The sequence below is a fragment of the Nitriliruptor sp. genome, from assembly GCF_040882075.1.
Lineage (GTDB): Bacteria > Actinomycetota > Nitriliruptoria > Nitriliruptorales > Nitriliruptoraceae > Nitriliruptor.
The window spans coordinates 28,755-48,807 of sequence record NZ_JBBEBZ010000001.1; the positions used below are offsets into that span (position 1 = coordinate 28,755).

The following is a 20,053-nucleotide window of genomic DNA, read 5'->3' on the forward strand; positions in this document are numbered from 1 at the left end:
GACACGACGGCTCCGTCGCCAGCGATCGCGACGTCGTGCAGGCGGCCCTCGTGCACGAGCACGGGACCGTCCGGTCGGGGACCCGGGTAGGAGGCCGCCTCGAACGGCTCGATCACGAGGGGAGCTGCCCGCTCTCGAGCAGGGTCCCGAACGCCGCCTCGTCCACGACGGGGACACCGAGCTGTTCGGCCTTCGCCAGCTTGCTTCCCGGGTCGGCCCCGACCACGACCGCGCTGGTCTTCCCCGACACGCTGCCGGTGACCTTGGCACCGCGAGCCTCGAGCGCTTCGCGTGCCTCGTCGCGGGTCCACCCCTCGAGCGTGCCGGTCACCACCACGGTCCAACCGGCGAGCAGGTCCGGGTCGACGCCCTCAGGCGCTCCGGCGACGGGTTCACCCCGCGGGTCGACGCCGAGCGCGATCAGGTCGTCGACCAGCTCGGCGTTGCGCGGGGTCGCGAACCACTGCACGACCGCCTGCGCGATGACGGGTCCGATGCCGTCGATGGCCTCGAGCTCGTCGACGGTCGCCGACCGGACGGCGTCGAGCGACGGCAGCGCCCGTGCGATGGCCTTGGCGTAGGTCGGGCCGAGGTGGTGGATGTTCAGGGCGGTCAGGACGCGGTCGAGCGTGCGCTGCCGGCCGACCTCGATACCGGCGAGCAGGTTGTCGACCCGCTTGTCACCCCACTTGTCGAGGGCGAGCAGCGCCTCACGGTGCTCGTGCAGGCGGAACACGCTGGCGAGGTCGGCCAGCAGCCCTTCAGCGAGCAGCAGGTCGACGTTCTTCTCCCCGAGCCCCTCGATATCGAGCGCCCCTCGGCCCGCGAGGTGGGTGAGCGATTCACGCAGGCGGTTCGGGCAGTCGACGTTCTCGCAGCGGTGGTGAGCTTCGCCCTCGGGCCGCACGAGCGGTTGGCCGCAGAACGGGCAGTCGGCCGGCATCGACCAGGCCTCCGTGCCGTCCGGTCGCTCCGAGAGGACCGGCCCGACGACCTCGGGGATGACGTCGCCGGCGCGTCGGACCACGACGGTGTCCCCGACGCGGACGTCCTTGAGCTGGACCTGGATCTCGTTGTGGAGGGTGGCGAACGTGATGCGCGTCCCGGCGACCACCACCGGGTCGAGGACCGCGTACGGCGTCGCCTTGCCGGTCCGCCCGACGTTCACCTCGATGGCCTCGAGGCGGGTGGTCTGCTCGACGGGCGGCATCTTGTAGGCGATGGCCCAGCGCGGCGCTCGCGAGGTCGATCCGAGCCGTTCCCGCTGCGCGAGGTCGTCGACCTTGACCACGACGCCATCGATCTCGAAGCCCACCTCGTAGCGCTCGGCGGTGAAGCGTTCGACCAGCTCCCACGCCGCCTCGATCGAGTCGACGGTGGTCGTCTGCGGCGGGACGGGCAGCCCAGCGTCGCGGAGCCAGGCGTAGGCGTCGCTGCCCGTGGCGAAGGAGACACCGTCGATTATCCCGAGCCCGTGGCACCAGAGCGCGAGCGGCCGCTGCCGGGTCACCTCGGGATCCTTCTGACGTAGCGCTCCCGACGCCCCGTTGCGGGGGTTCATGAACGCCGGCTCTCCCCGCTCGATCCGTTCGGCGTTCATCGCCTCGAACGCTTCGCTCGGGTAGTGCACCTCGCCACGGACCTCGATCAGCGCGGGGGGATCGTCGACGGCGAGCCGGTAGGGCACGTCGGCCAGGGTGGAGATCTGCGGGGTGACGTCCTCGCCGACGACCCCGCCTCCGCGGGTCGCCCCGGTCACCAGCAACCCGTCGCGGTACACCAGGTTGATGGCCACGCCGTCGATCTTGAGCTCGCACAGGAACCGCACGGGTTCGCCGAGCATCTCCTCGGCGTCCTCATCGTCGAGCTCGTCCTCGACCTCGTCGACGTCGCCCCCGCCGTCCTCGACCACGGCGGTCGCGGCGAGCCGACGTCGGACCCGCTGCGCCCAGGCGACCAGCTCGTCGCGATCGAAGGCGTTGTCGAGGCTCATCATCGGTTCGAGGTGGCGGAACGGTGGGAACGCGCTGTCGACCGGCGCGCCGACCTGCTGCGAGGGCGATGCGGGCGTGACGAGCGACGGGTGGGCGGCCTCGAGGGCGAGCAGTTCGTGCCAGAGCGCGTCGAACTCGGCGTCGGTCAGCGTCGGGTCCGACAGCACGTAGTAGCGGTACCGCGCGTCACGGATCGTGCCCGCCAGCTCGTCGTGACGATCCCGCGCGGCATCGAGGTCCGCGGGCGCCTCGGGCGCATCGGGCACGGTGAACGACCTCCAGGCGCGACGGCGCAGCGGGATCCGGCGGCGAGCAGGGGCCAGGCTAGTGCTGCGGTGTGACCCACCGACCCGCACGTCGGCGCCGACCGCTGGCCCGCGCGACCGTGCCGGACCCGCCGCTGCCTACGCTCCTGTGGCCAACCACGGCGAGGTCAACGTGCACGGCACGACACCAGCGGGAACGGCGCGGGTCACCGCGTCGGTCGCCGCTGCGCTCAGCCTCGCGGTGCTGCCGGTGTTCCTCATCGGCGCGTCGACGGACGCCATCCGGGCTGATCTCGGCCTCAGCGAGACCGCCATCGGTGCCGCCGTCACCGTGCTCTTCACCACGGTCGGGATCGCCGCGAGCACCGTCGGGCGGTGGACCGAGCGGCTCGGGGCCAACCTCGCGCTCCGCGCCGGCGTCATCGTCGCGGCGGTGGCGACCGCCACGATCGGGTGGTCGGCGTCCTCGTGGTGGCAGTTGGCTGCCCCGCTGGTGTTCGTGGGCGTGGCGGTCGGTCTCATCGACACCGGTGGCGCACGCACCTTCGCCGACCGGCTCCGTGCGGACCGCCAGGGGTTCGCTTTCGGGATCAAGGAGGCGAGCGTCCCGACCGCCTCGCTGCTGGCGGGTCTCGCGCTGCCGACGTTGACCGCGTGGTTCGACTGGCGCGCCGCCTTCCTCGCCGCACCGATCCTGGCCATCGTCGTCCTCGTGTTGCTGCCCCGCGGAGGCGGCGGGTCCCTTCGCGTCTCGGGGCCAGCCACTCGCAGGGACAGCGAACCGACCCCCACAACCCCGGCCACCGCCACCCCGACCACCGCCGACCCGACCGCGAGGAAGGCCCTGGTGCGGTTCGCGGTCGCGGTCGGCCTCGGTGCGGGGGCAGCGACCGCAGCCCCGACCTTCCTCGTCCCCGCCTCGACCGCGCGCGGCTTGTCGACGGGGGCCGCGGGACTGCTCCTGGTCGCGGCGAGCCTGGCCAGCATCGGCGCCCGGATCGGGCTGGGCCGCTGGGCGGACGGCGAGCGCGCCCGGCCGACACCAGCCGTGGCAGCGCTCCTCGCGATCGGTGGGCTCGGCGCCGTGCTGCTGGCGACCCCGGTACCTGCGGTCCTCGCGGCGATCGGGGCGATCGTGCTTCTCGGCGCCGGCTGGGGGTGGACGGGGCTGGCGTTCCTCGCCGCGGTCCGGGCGCGTCCCGAAGCTCCCGCCGTGGCTGCCGGCACCGTGCTGACCGGGCTCGGCATCGGCGGAGCGCTCGGCCCGCTGGTGTTCGGCGCCCTGGCCGAGAACGCGTCGTACGCCGTGGCGTGGGTGGCCACAGCCGCAGCCATGCTGTTCGCCAGCCTCCTCGCCGCGAGCACCGTCCCATCCGTGTCGCACGCGCCCGCCACCCCCAGGTCGGAGTCGTGAGACGGCTGGCGGCCCCGGCGCAGCAGCACCCGCCAGCGCGAGCTCTCAGCGTTCGCGGTAGCTGGCGGCGTTGGAGCTCAGGGTCCGCATGCCGTGGCGGACGCTGAGCTCCTCGAGCTGATCGATCCAGCGCGTGGCGGTGTCGAGACCACGTCGGCTGGAGACGTCAGCCAGCGCGTCGAGGCCGTAGGCCTCGATCCACAGGTAGGTGTCGGGCAGTCGGCGGCACTGGTGTGGAGCGTTCTCGAGCAACCCGAGGCCCTCGTCGACATCGCCCTGGGCGGTACGCGCGAGGCCGAGCCCGCGCAGCGCCATGGACTCCCAGCACGGGTCTGCGACCTGGAGGCTGGTCGCGTGCGCCGCCTCGAGGAGCGCAGTGGCGTGGTCGAGCTCCCCGTCGCGGTAGGCGACCTCGGCGCGGATGGTCTGGGGCCAGGGCACGAACGCACGCCACGTGGCTGCGCGGCCGACCGCGACCGACCGGTCCAGGTCCTCGGCCGCCCCGGACGGGTCGTCGAGGAAGAGGCGGAGGCGGCCACGCATGGCCAGAGCCATGGCCGAGGCTTGCAGCGAACCGCTCGCGTCAGCTCGGCCGACGGCCTCGTCGAGCAGGCCGATAGCCGCGGCGTGGTCGGCCACGTCGGTCCGGGCGGCACCGGCGAACGCCGCGATCCACGCGAGCTCCTCGTCGTCGCCGGTCGCGTGCTCGGCCGCCGCCTCGAACCAGCGTTGGGCTCGCCCGTAACGTCCGCGCAGCATGTCGACGTAGCCGAGTTCGCGGGTGGCTCTCGCCGCGACGCCGGGCAGGTCCCTGGCTGCAGCGAGCGGGATCGCCTCGTGGAGGAGGGCGAGTCCGTCCTGGTCGCTGCCACGGATGGCGTGGATCAGCGCGCTGCCGAGGGCCGTGAGCGACCGCGCCAACAAGCCCGCGTCGCTGAGCGCCCGGGCACCGCCCAACGCTTCCCGGAGCGCGTCGATGCCGGCATCCGGGAGCCCGGCGGCGATGGCGGCCTCACCGGCTTCGAGCTGCGCCTGGGTCGCTGCTGCACCCCCACTCCTCGCAGCTCCACCGGTCGAGGCATGCGCAGCCGACCACAACGCGCTCGACGGCTCGGTCCCGAGCTCGCGGCGGAACCGGACGGCCGTCGCGGCTGCGACCGCGTGCGCCTCACCCAGGCGGCCGGCTTCCCGTAGGGCACGGACCAGCAACACCACGGCGTTCTCGTCGAACGGCTCGAGCCTGACGACGCGTTCGGCCAGCACGGAGGCGCCCTCCGCGTCGCCGCCCGCGAGGCGCAACGCGGCCGCCTCCCGCAACCCCGCCGCGCACAACGCGACGACGTGCCGACGTTCGCCATCGAGCCACGCGCTGAACGCGTCGAGGTCGTCGACCACGACACCGTCCAGCAGTTCCTGCCCGCGGAGGGCGACCGCGGCGGCCTCGCCCGTCTCACCGTTGGCGAGGACCTCGAGGTCCACCCAGGTGTCCTCGGGCAACGTCACCGTCAGCGGATCCCCCTCGAGCGCCATCCCGAGGCCGCGGCGCAGTTGGGACAGGTTCCAGCGCAGCGACGCCGAAGGGTCATCGGCGTCGGGGAACAGCATCGAGGCCAGGCGCCGCCGCTCGACCTGCCCGTCCGCCAGCAGCAGGTAGGCGAGCAGGGCCCACGCCTTCGTACCGCGCACGGCGCTCACCGCGTGGCCATCGAGGACGGCGCGCGGCTGACCGAGGAGGAAGAGCTCCAAGCTCATGATCGTCCTCGTCTCACAAGGCCGCGACCTGCAGCGACCATAGGAGGTCCTCGATCACCTCGGGGCCCTCGACGGTCGCGCTCGGGTCGATGATCCGGCTGAGACAGCCGAGGTCTCGCAGGCGCAACACGGGCGCGACGGTCTCGTGCGCGCCGATCGGCGACCCCGGGTGCCCGTTCGCTCGCCGGACAGCGTCCACGACGGCCGTCAGTCGGGCGCCGACCGTCCGCCACCGGGCATCGTCCAACGGGATGCAGGCAACGGCGTCGCCGGCGGTGAGGATCACGGAGCCCCACGTGCGCTCACGGGCCGCCCCCTCCGACCTCGGTGCTGTGGTGACAGCCGGGTGGCTGGTGGTCAGACTCATCCTCGCGCTCCTCGTTCGGTTCGGATCGCCACCCTCGAACGACCGCGTGAGACGGGGCGTGGGACGCCCTCTCTCGGGTCACCAGTGCGCGCCTGGACGAGGGACGCGCGCGCCCTCGACGACGCGCCGAAGGCCCGCGACCGCCGTGGGCAGCCGCGGGCTTCGGATCCTGCGGGTGGTGGCGTCCGTCGATGGCGGCGCCGGTCAGCCGGCCGGGACGCCCGCGGCCAGCTCGCGGACCGCCTCGGTGGTCAGCGTCCGGCCACCGATGGCCCAGTCACCGCTCTTGACCTCGTCGATGACCACCCACGTCACGCCCCGCATCGCCTCGCCCTCGATCACGACCATCGCGTCCGTCAACCGTTCCACGATGTCCCGCTTCTGCGCGTCGCTGAAGACGTTCTCGATGACCTTCACGTTGATGAACGGCATCCGTCTCTCCTCGCTCGTTCCTCGCCTGTGGCCAACCCACACGCGCCGGACCCACGCAGCGTGGGTAGCGAACGTGTGCGCCAGCGTGTGACGGCGGCGTCGGGATGCCGGCTGCCGGTCTCACCGCGGGGGTGGCGACTCTCCGTCGCGTGGGGCCAGGAAGGCAGCGGCGACGTCGGGTCGTTGCAGCAGCCACCCCGCTCCCAGCGGGAGCAGTTGCCCGGCCGCGAAGGTGAGGCCGAGCACCAGTACGAGGACCCGACCGAGGGCGAGCTGCCGTCCGAGGTCGGCGTCGTCCGAGACCAGCTCGCGCGCCTCGGCCGCCGTCGCGGCGTAGCGCTCGACCAGCTCGGTCGACCGTTCGAGGGTCGTGCCGAGCGAATCGAGGTCGTCGGCGATCGCGGCGGTGCCGACGCGAGCGGTCCGCAGTTCCCGGCTGCCCTCGCGGATCAGCTCCGCCTGCTCGCGGAGCGCCTCGGGTAGGCCGTCGAGCTCCTCGCTGACAGCACGCAACGAATCGTCGAACGGTTCGGCCGGGTCGTACTCCGGTCCGAACGGGACCACGCTCAGCGCCGACAACGTCCGGTCGATGACGGCCGCCACCTGCACGAGCGCCGGCAGCGTGTCCTCGAGGGCTTCGACGCTGCCGGCGACCTGGTCCTCGCTGATGTCGGCCGTGGCTCGCAGGACCTGCTCGGCATCGGCGAGGGCGGCGGACAGGTCACGCGTGGTCGTCGCCGTCCGCTCCAGGGTCACCGCGAGCCGGGCCGTGGTCTCCCCCGCGAGTTCGACGGTCGCGCCGAGCGCGTCGATGGCCTCGGCGGCGACGCCGACGCTGTCCTCGAGGGCTCGGTCGAGGGACCCGAGCAGGCGCATGCCGACGATGGTGGCGAGGACGCTGGCGACGACCCCGAGCGTCCCGATCACGACCAGGACCTGACCGACGCGACGCCGATCGAGCCTCACAGCTGCAACACGTTCGCACCGTCCTCGGTCAACGTCCAACGGCCGGCCGCATCCGGGCTCGCCGGACCGAGGTCGCGCAGCGCGGCGAGGTCCCGAGCGACCCGCGGGAGGCCGATCGCGAACCACGCCGCGATCGTCACGAGTGCCACAACGACGGTCATCGCTCCCCTCACGCGCCGATGTCAGTCTGCCACCACGGGCAGGACCGCGAGTCCTGATGCGCGGACAGCTCGGTGGAGCCGGGCGTCCCAGGTCGCGACGACCACGGGCACCGAGGCGAGCGTCAGCGCGCTCGCGAGGTGGACGGCATCGAAACCGCTGAGTGCGTGCTGTTCTGCGAGCTCGCCGGCATCGTGCTCGATCCGTGGTGTCACCTCCACCAGACGCATACCCCGGCGTAGCTGCTGCCAGTCCCCCGTCGCCCGCCGGTACCCCTCAGCGGTGAGCCGTAGGGCACGGTGGGCCGCAGCGAGTGCCGCGCGAACCTCCGGGTGGGCGACACGGCTGGTCAACACGCTGTCCGCCGCATCCCACAGCCAGGCGGCATCGTCGCTACCGGGCTCATCGATGACGAGCTTCACCAGGGCACTCGAATCGAAGTACGCGACGCTCACCGGCGAGCGTCGCGCTCGGTGACGATCAGCTCCGCCACATCGGTGGTCGCCGTAGCCCGAGGTCGGTTCCGCGCGGCGGGTCGCGGGGCATCGGCTGGTGCGCTGATCCGGCCCTCCCCGGCGAGCTGGTCGAGGAGCGATCCGGTGTCGACACCGCTGAGTCGGGCGACGGCTCGGCCGCGCTCAGTGATGACGATCTCCTCGCCGGATCGGACCCGCTCGAGCCAGTCCTTGAGCTCCCGACGGAACTGGGCGACCCCGACCTCCGCCACATCTCATCCTGTACATCTGGGAACAGATCGTAGCGTACACCCGACTCGTCCCGTCCTGAGCGAGATCGGCCGGTGGTGACCACGGCGCGGCGAAGCAGGGCGCGCCACGGGATCGGCGCTGCTGCCGGCGCCCGCGACCTGCCGCTCAGCCAGTGACCAGCGGCAGACCGGCGGGGCGGTCGGCGCGGGCGATGCGGCCGCCGCCGAGGCACAGCTCGTCCGACTCGTCGTAGAGGACGGCGGCCTGGCCGAGCGCGACGCCGTGCAGCGGCTGGTCGAACGCGACGCGCCAGCCGCTGCTCTCCTCCGCAGGGACGAGCATCGCCGGGACCGCCGGTGCGTGCGCACGGATCTGCACCAGCACCCGGTCCCCCGGCGTGGGCGGGTCCGCCACCGCCCAGGTGGGCATCGCCACCTCGAGCCAGTGACACGCCAGCGCCTCGCGCGGACCCACGACGACGGTGCGTGACGGCGCGTCCACGTCGACGACGAAACGGCGTCGGTGGCTGCCGACTGCGCGACCGAGGCCGCGCCGCTGCCCCACCGTGTAGCGCCACACCCCGTCGTGGCGTCCCACCTCGCCGTCCTGGAGGTCGACGATCGGACCTGGAGCCGCCGGTACGCGATCGGCGAGGTAGCCCGCGGTGTCCCCGTCGGGGATGAAACACACGTCGTAGCTGTCGGGCTTGTCGGCGACACGGAGCCCGGCTGCTGCTGCACGCGCTCGGACCTCGACCTTCGACAGTTCACCGACGGGCAGCAGGGTGCGGTCGAGCTGATCCGGGCTGGCGACGTACAGGACGTAGGACTGGTCCTTGCCGGCGTCGACCGCCCGGCGTAGCTGCGTGCCCGGACCCGGTTGGGTGACCGGCAGACCGTCCCGCCGCAGGCGGGCGTGGTGGCCGGTCGCGAGCGCGTCGAACCCGAGCCGCGTGGCCCGGTCGAGCAGCGCCGCGTACTTGACGCGCTCGTTGCAGGTCACGCAGGGGTTCGGGGTGACGCCGGCGGCGTAGCTGGCAGCGAACGGGTCCTGCACCTCACGCCGGAACTCGTCAGCCATGTCCCAGACGTAGAACGGGATGCCGAGCACCTGCGCCGCACGGCGGGCGTCCTGCGCGTCGTCGAGCGTGCAGCACCCGTGCCCCGGGACCTGCTCCTCCGCGGCGACCTCCGCGAGCTTGAGGTGCACGCCCGTCACGTCGTGGCCGGCAGCGACGAGCAACTCGGCGGCGACCGCGCTGTCGACACCGCCGGACATGGCGACCAGGACCTGCGCCATCAGCCGACCACCGCGGCGCCGGATCGCAGGCGTGGGACGAGGTCGGTCAGGACCTCGAGCGCACGGTCGACGTCAGCGTCGGTCGACGTCCAGCCGAGCGAGAGCCGCAGCGGGGTGCCAACGACACCGCACGCCTCGAGGACGGGCGACGCGGTCGCCGCACCAGAGCCGCAGGCCGAGCCGGACGAAGCGATGAGCTCCGCGCGGTCGAGGGCCAACGCCAACGCGGACGGGTCGACGCCGTCGAAGGCGACGTGGACGTGCGAGGCCAGCCGACGCTCCGGATCGCCGGGCCCGTTCCGGCGGACACCGTCCAGGGCCAGCAGCCCCTCGGCGAGCCGATCGCTCAGCCGGCGCAGGCGCGCCCGCAGATCGGCGCGGTCGGCCACCGCCGCGTCGCCGGCGGCGGCACACGCGGCGATCAACCCGGTGGCGAACGTCCCGGACCGGACGCCGCGGTCCTGCCCGCCCCCGTGGGTGAGGGGCTCGACCGGCAGCCCACGCCGGAGGACCGCGATCCCGACGCCCTGCGGTCCACCGAACTTGTGCGCCGACAGGGCCAGCGCGTCGACGTCCCACGCCGCCACGTCGACGTGCAGGGTCGCGAAGGCCTGGACCGCGTCGGTGTGCAGGGGGATGGCTCGATCGCGGAGCGCGGCGGCCAACGCGGGGATGTCGTTGACGGACCCCATCTCGTTGTTCGCGGCCATCACGCTCACGAGGACGGTGTCGGGCCGCAGCGCCGCCAGGGTCCGGTCGACGTCCACGGTGCCGTCCGCCGACGGTGGCACGACGTCGAGGTGGACCTCGCCCCGGTCGGCGAGCCAGCGGGCGGGCGCGAGCACGGCCGGATGCTCGACGGCCGTGGTGACCAGGTGCGGGGTCCGGCCGAGCCGGCGTCCAGCTGCCCACACCACCCCCTTCACGGCGAGGTTGTCGGCCTCGGTCCCCCCGGAGGTGAAGACCACGTCGTGGGGGCTCGCGCCGACCGCGGCAGCCACCCGTTCCCGGGCCTCCTCGACGACCGTGCGGGCGTCCTGGCCCGCGGCGTGTGGGGAGGACGCGTTCGCCGCCTCGAGCCAGCGCGTCAGGGCCGCGCGCGCCTCGGGGCGCGGCGGCGTGGTGGCGGCGTGGTCGAGAGAGGTGGGCACGTCCACGACGGTAGCGTCAGGCTCCACCGCCGCTGCCCGTGAGGCCCCGTGACCGCTCCCCACCTGCCCCCCGACGTCCCGTCCGGCGTGCGCGCCGTCCGGGTCGTCCCGCTGTTGGTGGATCTCGGCGAGACCGACGGCCACCGGTTCACGCTGTTGAGCCTCGAGGTGTGGCCGGGGTTCGCCGACCTGCGCTTCGCACGCGTCTCCGACGGGACCGGGCGCCCGCTCCCCCGGCGGGTCCCACCACCGACTGCCTGGACGATCACCGTCGACGGCGAACCTGTCGAGGTGTGGGACAGCGTCGGGCGCGGGGACCGCGACTTCTCCAACGGCGAGGTCCGTCTGCGTCCCGCGCCGGCCGCCGGTTCGACGCTCGCCGTGACCGTCGACCTGCTCCCGGGGACCGCGCCGCTGCACGGCGAGGTGACGGCGTGACCGCCGGACCGACCGCCTCCGGCGCCGAACGGTTCCTCGCGCGGGCCCGTGCTGCGGGACTCTCGCCCGAGGTCCGTGAGTTCCCGGCGGGCACGCGGACGGCGGCCGATGCTGCCGAGGCCATCGGGTGCGACCTCGCCGCCATCGTCAAGTCGCTCGTGTTCATCGCCTCGGGCTCGGGGCGTGAGAGACCCGCCGACGACCGACCGGTGCTCGTGTTGACCTCGGGCGCGAACCGGGTCTCGGAGTCCGCCCTCGCCGAGGTGCTCGGTGCCGCCTCGGTGCGGAAGGCCGACGCTGCCGAGGTCCGCGACGCGACCGGGTACGCCATCGGCGGCACCCCACCGTTCGGGCACGCCACCGATCTCGAGGTGGTCTGCGATGCCGATCTCACGCGGCTGGACGAGGTCTGGGCCGCCGCCGGGACGCCGACGACCGTCTTCGCGCTGACCCCAGATGCACTGCTCGAGGTCACCGGCGCCCGCGTCGCCGACGTCGGGACGTGACCTCCCCGACCAGCACCGCACACGGTCGCTCCGCCCGGCACGGGATGGCCGGTCTGACCGTCGTGGCGCTCGTGCTGACGGCCGCGAACCTGCGACCGGCGGTGACGAGCCTCGGCGCGATCCTGCCGGAGGTCCGTGTCGGCACGGGCACCAGCGTCGCGGTCGCGGGTCTGCTGACGAGCCTGCCCCCGGTCTGCTTCGGCGTCGCGGCGCTGCTCGGGGCTCGCATCGGCCGTCGGTTCGGGACGGCTCCCACGCTCCTGGTCGCGATGCTGGTCACGGGCACCGCCCTGGCCCTGCGCGCCACCAGCGGTTCGGGCACCGCGATCGTGCTGTGGTCGAGCGGCGCCCTGCTCGCGATGGGGCTCGGCAACGCCCTCCTGCCGGTCGTCGTGAAGCGCTGGTTCCCGGACCGGGTCGGCGACGCGACCGCGTGGTACACGGGCGCGCTGGCGGGAGGGACGGCCGCCGCCGCCGGGTTGACCGTCCCGGTCACCGACGCGGGCGGCAGTTGGCGGCTGGGCCTGGCCGTCTGGGCCATCCCAGCGCTCCTCGCAGCGGTGCCCTGGTGGTGGCTGCGCGAGAGCCGTGGACCGCCGCCGGGCGAGGGTGAACCGGTCGCACCGAGCTTCGACTCGGCCATCGGCCAGCGGGTCCGGCGGCAACCGCGGTCGTGGGCGCTCGCCGGCTACTTCGGCACCCAGAGCCTGACGGCGTACGTGGTGATGGGGTGGTTGCCGTCGATCTACCGGGACGCGGGCGCCTCACCAGCGGTGGCGGGGTCGCTGCTCGCGGTCCTGATGCTGGTGGGGGGACCGGTGTCGCTGCTGGTGCCCGCGCTCGCCGGACGCCGGGTCGACCAACGCCCGCTGGTGATCCTGCTCGGGATCGCGGCCGCCATCGGGTTCGGTGGCCTGCTGGTCGCGCCAGCGGCGGCACCGTGGGTGTGGGCCGTCCTGATCGGTGTGGGGATGGGAGCGTTCCCGCTGGCCCTGACGCTGATCGGCCTGCGCGCCACGACCACGGACGGTACGGCGGCGCTGTCGTCGCTCGGGCAGGGCGTGGGGTACCTGATCGCCGCCGGCGGACCGGTGCTGATCGGGCTGCTCCGTGACACGACCGGCAGCTGGCAGGTGCCGTTGCTGGTCATCCTCGCGCTGCTGGTCCCGCAGCTGCTGTGCGGGCTGGCGGCGGCCAAGCCCGGCGTGGTCGACGAACCGCCGCGGTAGCGGGACGCGCAAGCGTCAGCGGCGGTCGGCGAGGACGCCGCCCGCGGCGTCGATCCCCCGTACCACCTCGTCCTCGTGGACGCCCGCGATCACCTCGGGGGCCAGACCCGTCGCCGCTTCGAGCGCCCGCTCGAGGCGCCCGGTGTCCGAGCGCGGACCGGTGCCGGCGAGCTCCACCACGAGCCGATCACGCGGCACGCGCTCGTCGGGGCCACGCAGCTCCGCCCGCCAGGCGGTCACCCACGACGTCCGAGCGACCACGGCAGCGATCCCGCGGAGGTCGATCGTGCCCCGGACCCCACCGTCGAGCGCGACCGGCAGCTCCCAGGCGTGCGGGACGAGGTCCCCCACGAGCCGGGGGACGTCGCGGCCGCACCCTGGACACGGGTCGGTGGTGAGCGGGTCCACCCAGGTCCCGGTCTGGAAGCGGAGGTGGACGGTGCCGTGCCACCCGGCGCTGGTCAGGGTCAGATCACCGTCACCGTCGGTCACCCTGCCGGTCAGCGGATCGAGGACCTCGAGCACCTCGAGGTCCGGGTAGGTGTGGAGACCGCCGCCCCCCTCGACGCACTCGGCCCAGAGGGAACGGCTCACGCTCGGGCCCCAGAGCGCGAGGATCGCCACCTCGCGATCGGCACCGGCACGACGGAACGCGTCGATCGTCGCGGCTCGTTGCTGGGCGGTCGGCGGCGGCCCCACCGACACGACGGTGCGCAGCTCGCGGAGCTCGGTCCGCTCCTCCCGCAGGACGGCGGCGAGCACGTCAGCTTCGTGCGCCGCCACGACCAGGACGGTGACGGGCAGCCGCGCCGCAGCAGCGGCGACGGTGGTGAGGTCGTCCCCGACACCCCGGGCGTGCAGCGCCGTCAGGGCCGCACCGGTCGCGAGGTGGACGACACCGAGGTGGTCGAGCGTCGGTCCCGCTGGCAGCGCGGAGACGAGCACGTCGTCCTCGCGCAACCCGAGGACAGCGGCGGCGCGCGCGCCGACCCGGTGCTGACGATCGAGGTCGGAGCGCGTCGAGGCCACGAGCAACTCGCCCGCTACCCCGCCGCGGTGGAGCTGGAGCGGTCGGTACTCGCGGACGAGCGCGTCGCGCTTCCCGCCGGTCCCGTCCCGCCGGATGGCGCGAGCGATCCCGACGATCACGCTGTCGTCGGCGGTGGCCTTGACCTGCTGCTCGTTCGGGCGCAGGACCGCGGACCCGCCGCCCGCGCCGTCGGCGAGCAGATCGCGTTCACGTGTCGGAGCGAGCCGCTGGAGACCACGGCGGTCGACGATCAGGCGATCGTCGATGTCCCCGACGCGAGCGGCGTGGAACGGCGCAGCCGTGACCGCGCCGGGCAGCCACCGTGCCAGCGTCGCGGCTTCGATGCGAGCGCGGTCGTCGTCGCTGCGACGGTCCCAGGGCGCGACCACGAGCTCCTCCAGGTCCGTCGGTCGGCCGGAGTGTACGGACGGGCTGACGCGACCGAGCCCCGCCGGTCACACTCGTGCCGAAGCTCGCCATCCCGGTGAGCTCGCGACCGCGCGGAGACGATCGTGGGCAACGACGGCAGGCAGGACCAGGCCAGCGGCAAGCTGAAGAAGACCGCCGGCAAGGTCACGGGCAACGACGAGATGCGCACCGAGGGCGAGACCCAGGAGACCAAGGGCGACGCCAAGCGCAAGGTGGAGAAGGTCACCGACAAGGTGAAGGGCGCCGTCAAGGGCGGTGGCGGCCGCGACTGACGCACACCAGCCGCGACGGGCCCCGGCCGATGTGGCCGGGGCCCGTCGTGTGCGGCGGAGCGTTCAGCGGTTCTCGCTCGCTCAGCTCTTGCGCGCCTCGAGCTCCTCGATCAGCTTCGGGATCACGTCGTACAGGTCGCCCACCACACCGAAGTCGGCGATCTGGAAGATCGGCGCCTCGGCGTCCTTGTTGATCGCGACGATGTTCTGCGCGGTCTGCATCCCGGCGCGGTGCTGGATGGCACCGGAGATGCCGGACCCGATGTAGAGGGTCGGCGACACGGTGCGGCCGGTCTGGCCGATCTGGAAGCGGTGTGGGTACCACCCCGCGTCGGTCGCGGCGCGCGACGCACCGACGCCAGCGCCGAGCACGTCCGCGAGCTGCTCGATGAGCTGGAAGCCCTCCTCGTTGCCGAGGCCGCGGCCACCGGAGACCACGATCGCGGCCTCACCGATGTCGGGACGGTCGCCGCCACCCTGCTTCTCGACGCTGGTGACCTTCGAGGCCTGCGCGGCCTCGGACAGCGACACGTCGACCGAGACGACCTCGGGTGCGCCGCCACCGGTCTCGACCACCGGGAAGGCGTTCGAGGCGACCCCGACCAGCTGCTTCTTGCCGTCGGCGAAGGTGCAGCGGGTGATCAGGTCACCGCCGAACACCTCCTTGGTCGCCGAGATCTTGCCGCCCTCGACCTCGACGTTGGTGGCGTCGGTGATGACACCGCCGTCGACGCGGATCGCGAGCCGCGCCGCGACGTCCTTGACGTGGTTGGAGGACGAGAAGAACAGCACCTCGGCGCCGGAGGTCTCGAGGACCTGCTGGAGCGCCTCGACCTGCGGCAGGGTGACGTACCCGTGCGCGTCGGCCGAGTCCCAGGTGTAGAGCTTGGCCGCGCCGTGCGCGCCGAGCGTGGCAGCCGCGTCGGCACCACCCTCGCCGAGCCAGACGGCGGCGACGGTGTCGCCGGCGCTCTCGGCCACCTGCGTGGCGGCGTTGAGCATCTGGAGCGAGACCTTGCGGGGCTTGCCCTCGCTGTGGTCGATCAGTACGAGCAGTTCAGCCATGGGTTGATCCTCCCGGGATCGTCGTGTGCGTCGGCGCTGAGCTCAGATCTGTTTCCGAGACCGCCGGCCCGCCTTGGAGATGCGGTGGGCGGACGGCGCCGCTCAGACGAACTTCTTCGAGGCCATCCAGTCGGCGAGCTGCGAAGCGGCAGTCCCGGACCCGTCGTCCTCGACGATGGTCCCGGCCTCCTTCGGCGGGCGCGGCTCGAACGACGTCAGCACGGCTGCGGCGCTGTCCTGGCCGACCTGCGAGGTGTCGACGCCGATGTCGCCGGCCGACTTGACGTCCAGCGGCTTGGACTTGGCGGCCATGATCCCCTTGAAGGAGGGGTAGCGCGGCTCGTTGATGGCCTCGACCACCGACACGATGGCGGGCAGCGTGGACTCGACCACGTCCCAGCCCTCCTCGTGCTCGCGGTGGACCACGACCTTGTCGCCGTCGACCTCGAGGTGGCGGGCGTAGGTCAGCGAGGGCAGGCCGAGGATCTCGGCCACGGCGGCCGGGACCACGCAGGTGCGCGCGTCGGTCGACTGGTTGCCGAAGATGACGAGGTCGAACTCCTCACCCTCGAGCGCCTTGGCGATGACCTTGGCGGTACCGATGGCGTCGGAACCAGCGAGCGCCTCGTCGGTGATCTGCAGACCCGAGTCGAGGCCGTAGGACAGGGCCTTGCGCACCACCGGCTGCGCGGACTCGGGGCCCATCAGCAGCACCTTGACCTCGGCGCCCTGGTTCTCCTTGAGGCGCACGGCCTCCTCGATGGCGAACTCGTTGACGGGGCACAGGACCGACTCGACGGACTCGCGGTCGACGGTCATGGTGCCGTCATCGATCTTCTTCTCGCCAGCGGTGTCGGGCACGCGCTTGACGGGGACGATGACCTTCATCCGGTCTCCCTCTCGATGTGGTCGGGTGGTGGCGGGGCCGCGATCGGTCGCTCGTGGACACCTCGGGCCGATCGCAGCGTAGGGAACTTTGAGCGGACGCTCAAAGTCAGCTCCGGGCCGACCGGCCGGGTTCGTGGTCCGCGACACGCCCGTCGTAGGCTCGCCGGCCGTGACCGCTTCCGTCCCCGCGCCAGACGACCCGCCCGGCCTCGTGCTGACGGGTGAACGCACCCTGCCCGGCATCCCCGACGAGCGCTACTGGTTCGAGCGCCACGTCGTCGCGTACCGGCTCGCGCAGGCACGCGTCGCGGCCGGCGCACACGTGGTGCTCGATGCCGGGTGCGGCGAGGGCTACGGGTTGGCGATGCTGGCCGCCGCGGGGTCTGGCACCGACGCGAGCGGTGCACGTCCGGTCCGCGTCATCGGCGTCGACCTCGAACCTCCCGTGGTCGCCCACGCCCGCGCCACCTACGGCCGCGACGGGGCGGACGGCGGCCCCGTCGTCGAGGTGCACGAGGCCGAGCTGATGAGCCTGCCCCTGGCCGACGACGAGGTGGACCTGGTCGTGTCGTTCCAGGTGATCGAGCACCTCCACGACATCCCCGGCTACCTGCGGTCGCTGCGCCGCGTCACCCGCCCGGGCGGTGAGGTGTGGATCGCCACCCCGAACCGGCTGACCTTCACCCCCGGCAGCGACACGCCGGTCAACCCGTTCCACACGCGCGAGTTCACCGCGGCCGAGCTGGTCGAGGAGTGCGAACGCGCCGGGTTCACCGTGCCCCGGCTGCACGGGATCGGCCACGGACGACCGCTGCGGACGATCGAACGTCTCACCCGGCGCACGTTCGTCGACCTCGTGACCTCGTCGCCGCCGGAGGACTGGCCACGCTGGCTGCGAGCCGTCGTGCACCGCGTCGACGCGTCCTGGTTCACCGTGACCCCCGGGACCGTCCACGCCGACGGCACCAGCGACCTCGACGCGACCCTGGACCTGCTCGCGGTCTGCCGCGTCCCGACCGCGTGAGCCGTCGAGCACCGGGCGAGCTCGCGCTGGTCCTGCACACCCACCTCCCCTACCTGCGCCACCACGGGGTCTGGCCGGTCGGCGAGGAGTGGCTGTTCCAGGCCTGGGGGACGTCCTGGTTGCCGGTGACCCGGCTGCTCGAGGAGCTCGCGGGCGAGGGGCGCCGTGAGGTGGTGACGCTCGGCGTGACCCCGATGGTGGCCCACCAGGTCGCCGACCAGCGGCTGGCCGACGACCTCGGGACCTGGCTCGGCGGTCAGGTCTGGCGCAGCGAGGAGCAACGCTGGCACGACCGCGTCCCGGACGACGTCCGGGCGCTGTCGAGCTTCTACTGGCGCCGCTTCTCAGGGCTGCTCGCCTACCACGAGGACGTGCAACGCCGCGGCGGCCTGCTGGCGGTCTGGGCCCAGCTGCAGGACGCGGGGGTGCTCGAGCTGCTCGGCGGTCCGGCCACCCACCCCTACCTGCCGCTGCAGACCGATCCGGCGCTGATCGACGCCCAGCTCGCCGACGGTCTGGCGAGCCACGCGCGCTGGGCCGGCGGCTCCCCGCGCGGCATCTGGGCCCCGGAGATGGGCTACCGGCCGCGCGGCCGCGTCGCGGACGCCACCGCCGCGGCCACGGCCGTCGACGCTCACGGGACGCCGACGTTGCCGCGGACCGGTCCCGAGCTGCCGGGGCTCGAGGAGCACTACGCCGCGCACGGGATCTCCCACGTCCTGGTCGATGCGCCGACGCTGATCCAGGCCGCGGGCGGCCGCGAGCGCGACTGGACCGTGCGGCCCGACCCGGCCGCGCCAGGGACACCGGAGTCGGTCGTCCACGACGGCGTGCTGATCGGCGACAGCGACGTGACGGCGTACGCACGCGACCTGTCGGTCGCCTACCACGTGTGGTCGCCGACGGCGGGGTACCCCGGGAACGTGTGGTACCGGGACCTGTACGCGACCGGGGGGTACGGCCTCCACCCGTCGTGGCGGGTGACCGACCGCAGCCTGCCGCCGGACCGCAAAGCCACCTACGAGCCCGACCGTGCCGCGGCACAGACCCTGATCGACGCCGAGCACCTGCGCGGGGTGCTCCACGGCGTCCTCGACGACCGGCCCGGCGAGCTGGTCGTCGCCGCCTACGACACCGAGCTGTTCGGACACTGGTGGTTCGAGGGGGTGGAGTGGCTCGGCGCCCTGGTCCGCGCCGTGGCTGACGACCCGACGCTCACGACCACGACGGTGGCGTCCCGGCGCGAGCGCCGCCCGCCGACGCGCCGGCTGGAGCTCCCCGAGTCCTCGTGGGGGTTCGCCAAGGGCCACGCGTCGTGGGTCACCGACCAGACCCGCCCGATGTGGCAGGAGCTGCGCCGCGCCGAGGCTGCCGCTCGTCGCGCCCTGGCTGGCGGGCGCGGCCCCTCCGGCGCCCGGGTCCAGGTCGCCCGCGAGCTCGCCCTGCTGGCCTCGTCGGACTGGCCGTTCATGGTCACCCGCGGCAACTCGCCGGGGTACGCCGCCGAACGGGTCGCCGACCACGCCGACCAGCTGCACCGGCTGTGCCACGCGATCGAACGCGACGCGGTCGACGACGCCGAGGTGGCGGCGATCGCCGCCCGCGATGACGCGCCCGCCGACGTGACCGCGCTGCTGGCGGCGCTCGACCCCGCCGGCACCGGCGCAGCCCGCTGACCGGTGTCACCTCAGCTGCTCACGGTGACCCCAGCCGTTCACCGGTGATGCGCTGAGGTGACCGTGACACGCTGAGGTCACACGGCGGGTCAGACGTCGCGCGTCCGCAGGAGCACGACCGCGGCCACGCCGAACGCCACGACCCACGCCGAGAACACCGCCAGCGCGGTGAGGCCCGCCAGCGGCACGAACATGCCGTCGGGCAGCTGACCCGCGGCCGACTCGGGGATGAACAGGCCGTTGAGGGCCTGGAACGGGAACCAGCGTCCGACCTGCGGCCACAGCGCGGCGAACAGGTTCTCGACCACGAAGATCCACACCAGCGCGACGACGATGGCGACCACCTGCGCGCGGACCAGCGCACCGAACGCCACGCCGAGCAGGACGGTCAGGATCGCACCGACCAGACCCTGCCACGCCTTCTCGAAGGCCGCCCCGTCGACGGCGAATGACACGTCCTGGATGAGGACGGCACCGACCACCACCACGGCGATCAGCACCAACGCGCCGAGGAAGAACACGGTGGCGTAGACGGAACCCGCCGCGAGCTTGGCGAACAGGACCCGGGTCCGCGACGGCACCAGCTGCAGCGTCCGGCCGATGGTGCCGTGGCGGAACTCGGTCGTCATCGACAGCAGGCCCACGACCAGGACGATGATCGAGTTCCCACCCGCGCCGGCGACCGCGTCGGCGACCTGCTGGGAGGTGCCCCGGAACGGCTCGAAGCTGCTGATCACGATCGGCATGGCCGAGGTGACGGCGAGGAACCACCCGATGAGGGTCAGGATCAGCGTGCTGCGCACGGAGGTGAGTTTCTTGACCTCGGCCGCGATGAGCCCGGTCACCGGTCACCCCCCGCGGCGGGACCCGATCCCGGGGACGGTGGTGGTGATGATGATGGTGGTGGTGGCGACGACCGGTCACCCAGGGCGGGGTCGGTGCCGTCGGTGCCGTCGGTGCCGTCGGTGCCGTCGGTGCCGTCGGTGCCG

Annotated in this window: 21 protein-coding genes; 7 read left to right on the forward strand and 14 right to left on the reverse strand. The window is 73.3% G+C overall.

The genetic code is table 11. The features are described from left to right. Positions 1–112 precede the first annotated feature (112 nt). Positions 113–2,260, reverse strand: a complete 2,148-nt coding sequence (ligA, locus tag WEB03_RS00140; RefSeq protein ID WP_368068941.1) for an NAD-dependent DNA ligase LigA — start codon at positions 2,258–2,260, stop codon at positions 113–115. Positions 2,261–2,432: 172 nt separating this feature from the next. Here ligA and WEB03_RS00145 point away from each other — a divergent pair, with 172 nt between their 5' ends. After that, complete coding sequence (locus WEB03_RS00145; RefSeq protein ID WP_368068942.1) at positions 2,433–3,674, forward strand: MFS transporter; 1,242 nt, start codon at positions 2,433–2,435, stop codon at positions 3,672–3,674. A gap of 45 nt (positions 3,675–3,719) precedes the next feature. Here WEB03_RS00145 and WEB03_RS00150 read toward each other — a convergent pair whose 3' ends face one another. From WEB03_RS00150 to WEB03_RS00190, 9 genes are all read right to left on the reverse strand, one after another. Further along, the gene (locus tag WEB03_RS00150) at positions 3,720–5,426 is read right to left on the reverse strand and encodes a BTAD domain-containing putative transcriptional regulator (RefSeq protein ID WP_368068943.1); all 1,707 of its coding nucleotides are present in this window, start codon (positions 5,424–5,426) and stop codon (positions 3,720–3,722) included. Positions 5,427–5,439: 13 nt separating this feature from the next. Further along, a complete protein-coding gene (locus WEB03_RS00155) occupies positions 5,440–5,793 on the reverse strand; it encodes a hypothetical protein (RefSeq protein ID WP_368068944.1) in 354 nt (117 codons plus the stop codon). Between the two features lie 204 nt (positions 5,794–5,997). Then, positions 5,998–6,225, reverse strand: coding sequence for a 4-oxalocrotonate tautomerase family protein (locus WEB03_RS00160; RefSeq protein WP_368068945.1), 228 nt, complete (start codon positions 6,223–6,225; stop codon positions 5,998–6,000). A 120-nt stretch (positions 6,226–6,345) separates the two neighbouring features. Next, positions 6,346–7,191, reverse strand: coding sequence for a hypothetical protein (locus WEB03_RS00165; protein WP_368068946.1), 846 nt, complete (start codon positions 7,189–7,191; stop codon positions 6,346–6,348). Continuing rightward, positions 7,188–7,352: a hypothetical protein gene (locus WEB03_RS00170; protein WP_368068947.1), complete on the reverse strand. Its 165-nt coding sequence runs from the start codon at positions 7,350–7,352 to the stop codon at positions 7,188–7,190. Before WEB03_RS00170 ends, WEB03_RS00165 begins: the two co-directional genes overlap by 4 nt. Before the next feature lie 21 nt (positions 7,353–7,373). After that, complete coding sequence (locus tag WEB03_RS00175) at positions 7,374–7,805, reverse strand: type II toxin-antitoxin system VapC family toxin (protein ID WP_368068948.1); 432 nt, start codon at positions 7,803–7,805, stop codon at positions 7,374–7,376. Further along, on the reverse strand, positions 7,802–8,077 hold the full coding sequence (locus WEB03_RS00180) for a type II toxin-antitoxin system Phd/YefM family antitoxin (RefSeq protein WP_368068949.1): 276 nt from the start codon (positions 8,075–8,077) through the stop codon (positions 7,802–7,804). Before WEB03_RS00180 ends, WEB03_RS00175 begins: the two co-directional genes overlap by 4 nt. A gap of 145 nt (positions 8,078–8,222) precedes the next feature. Then, positions 8,223–9,356 carry a tRNA 2-thiouridine(34) synthase MnmA gene (gene mnmA / locus WEB03_RS00185; RefSeq protein WP_368068950.1) on the reverse strand — a complete coding sequence of 378 codons (1,134 nt, stop codon included), beginning with the start codon at positions 9,354–9,356 and terminating at the stop codon, positions 8,223–8,225. Continuing rightward, positions 9,356–10,507 (reverse strand): cysteine desulfurase family protein, encoded by a 1,152-nt coding sequence (locus WEB03_RS00190; protein WP_368068951.1) that lies wholly within the window; start codon positions 10,505–10,507, stop codon positions 9,356–9,358. Before WEB03_RS00190 ends, mnmA begins: the two co-directional genes overlap by 1 nt. 48 nt (positions 10,508–10,555) lie before the next feature. On the opposite strand from WEB03_RS00190, the gene WEB03_RS00195 reads away from it, so the two are divergent. Genes WEB03_RS00195 through WEB03_RS00205 form a run of 3 tightly spaced genes read left to right on the forward strand, consistent with a single transcriptional unit; the run spans position 10,556 to position 12,680 of the window. Then, entirely contained in the window at positions 10,556–10,945 is a 390-nt protein-coding gene (locus WEB03_RS00195) for a hypothetical protein (protein ID WP_368068952.1), read from the forward strand. Continuing rightward, positions 10,942–11,451 carry a YbaK/EbsC family protein gene (locus WEB03_RS00200; RefSeq protein WP_368068953.1) on the forward strand — a complete coding sequence of 170 codons (510 nt, stop codon included), beginning with the start codon at positions 10,942–10,944 and terminating at the stop codon, positions 11,449–11,451. The genes WEB03_RS00195 and WEB03_RS00200 overlap by 4 nt, the downstream gene beginning before the upstream one ends. Then, positions 11,448–12,680 (forward strand): MFS transporter, encoded by a 1,233-nt coding sequence (locus WEB03_RS00205; RefSeq protein WP_368068954.1) that lies wholly within the window; start codon positions 11,448–11,450, stop codon positions 12,678–12,680. Before WEB03_RS00200 ends, WEB03_RS00205 begins: the two co-directional genes overlap by 4 nt. Positions 12,681–12,695: 15 nt before the next feature. Here the strand turns inward: WEB03_RS00205 and WEB03_RS00210 are convergent, their stop codons facing one another. Then, positions 12,696–14,099 carry a hypothetical protein gene (locus tag WEB03_RS00210; protein ID WP_368068955.1) on the reverse strand — a complete coding sequence of 468 codons (1,404 nt, stop codon included), beginning with the start codon at positions 14,097–14,099 and terminating at the stop codon, positions 12,696–12,698. Positions 14,100–14,222: 123 nt separating this feature from the next. On the opposite strand from WEB03_RS00210, the gene WEB03_RS00215 reads away from it, so the two are divergent. After that, a complete protein-coding gene (locus tag WEB03_RS00215; RefSeq protein WP_368068956.1) occupies positions 14,223–14,411 on the forward strand; it encodes a CsbD family protein in 189 nt (62 codons plus the stop codon). Positions 14,412–14,492: 81 nt separating this feature from the next. Here WEB03_RS00215 and WEB03_RS00220 read toward each other — a convergent pair whose 3' ends face one another. Next, the gene (locus WEB03_RS00220; protein ID WP_368068957.1) at positions 14,493–15,476 is read right to left on the reverse strand and encodes an electron transfer flavoprotein subunit alpha/FixB family protein; all 984 of its coding nucleotides are present in this window, start codon (positions 15,474–15,476) and stop codon (positions 14,493–14,495) included. Between the two features lie 102 nt (positions 15,477–15,578). Then, the gene (locus WEB03_RS00225) at positions 15,579–16,364 is read right to left on the reverse strand and encodes an electron transfer flavoprotein subunit beta (RefSeq protein ID WP_368068958.1); all 786 of its coding nucleotides are present in this window, start codon (positions 16,362–16,364) and stop codon (positions 15,579–15,581) included. A gap of 169 nt (positions 16,365–16,533) precedes the next feature. On the opposite strand from WEB03_RS00225, the gene WEB03_RS00230 reads away from it, so the two are divergent. Beyond that, entirely contained in the window at positions 16,534–17,388 is an 855-nt protein-coding gene (locus WEB03_RS00230) for a class I SAM-dependent methyltransferase (protein WP_368068959.1), read from the forward strand. Next, positions 17,385–19,064, forward strand: a complete 1,680-nt coding sequence (locus tag WEB03_RS00235) for a 1,4-alpha-glucan branching protein domain-containing protein (protein WP_368068960.1) — start codon at positions 17,385–17,387, stop codon at positions 19,062–19,064. Before WEB03_RS00230 ends, WEB03_RS00235 begins: the two co-directional genes overlap by 4 nt. A gap of 89 nt (positions 19,065–19,153) precedes the next feature. Here the strand turns inward: WEB03_RS00235 and WEB03_RS00240 are convergent, their stop codons facing one another. After that, on the reverse strand, positions 19,154–19,909 hold the full coding sequence (locus WEB03_RS00240; protein WP_368068961.1) for a hypothetical protein: 756 nt from the start codon (positions 19,907–19,909) through the stop codon (positions 19,154–19,156). Between the last annotated feature and the right edge of the window lie 144 nt (positions 19,910–20,053).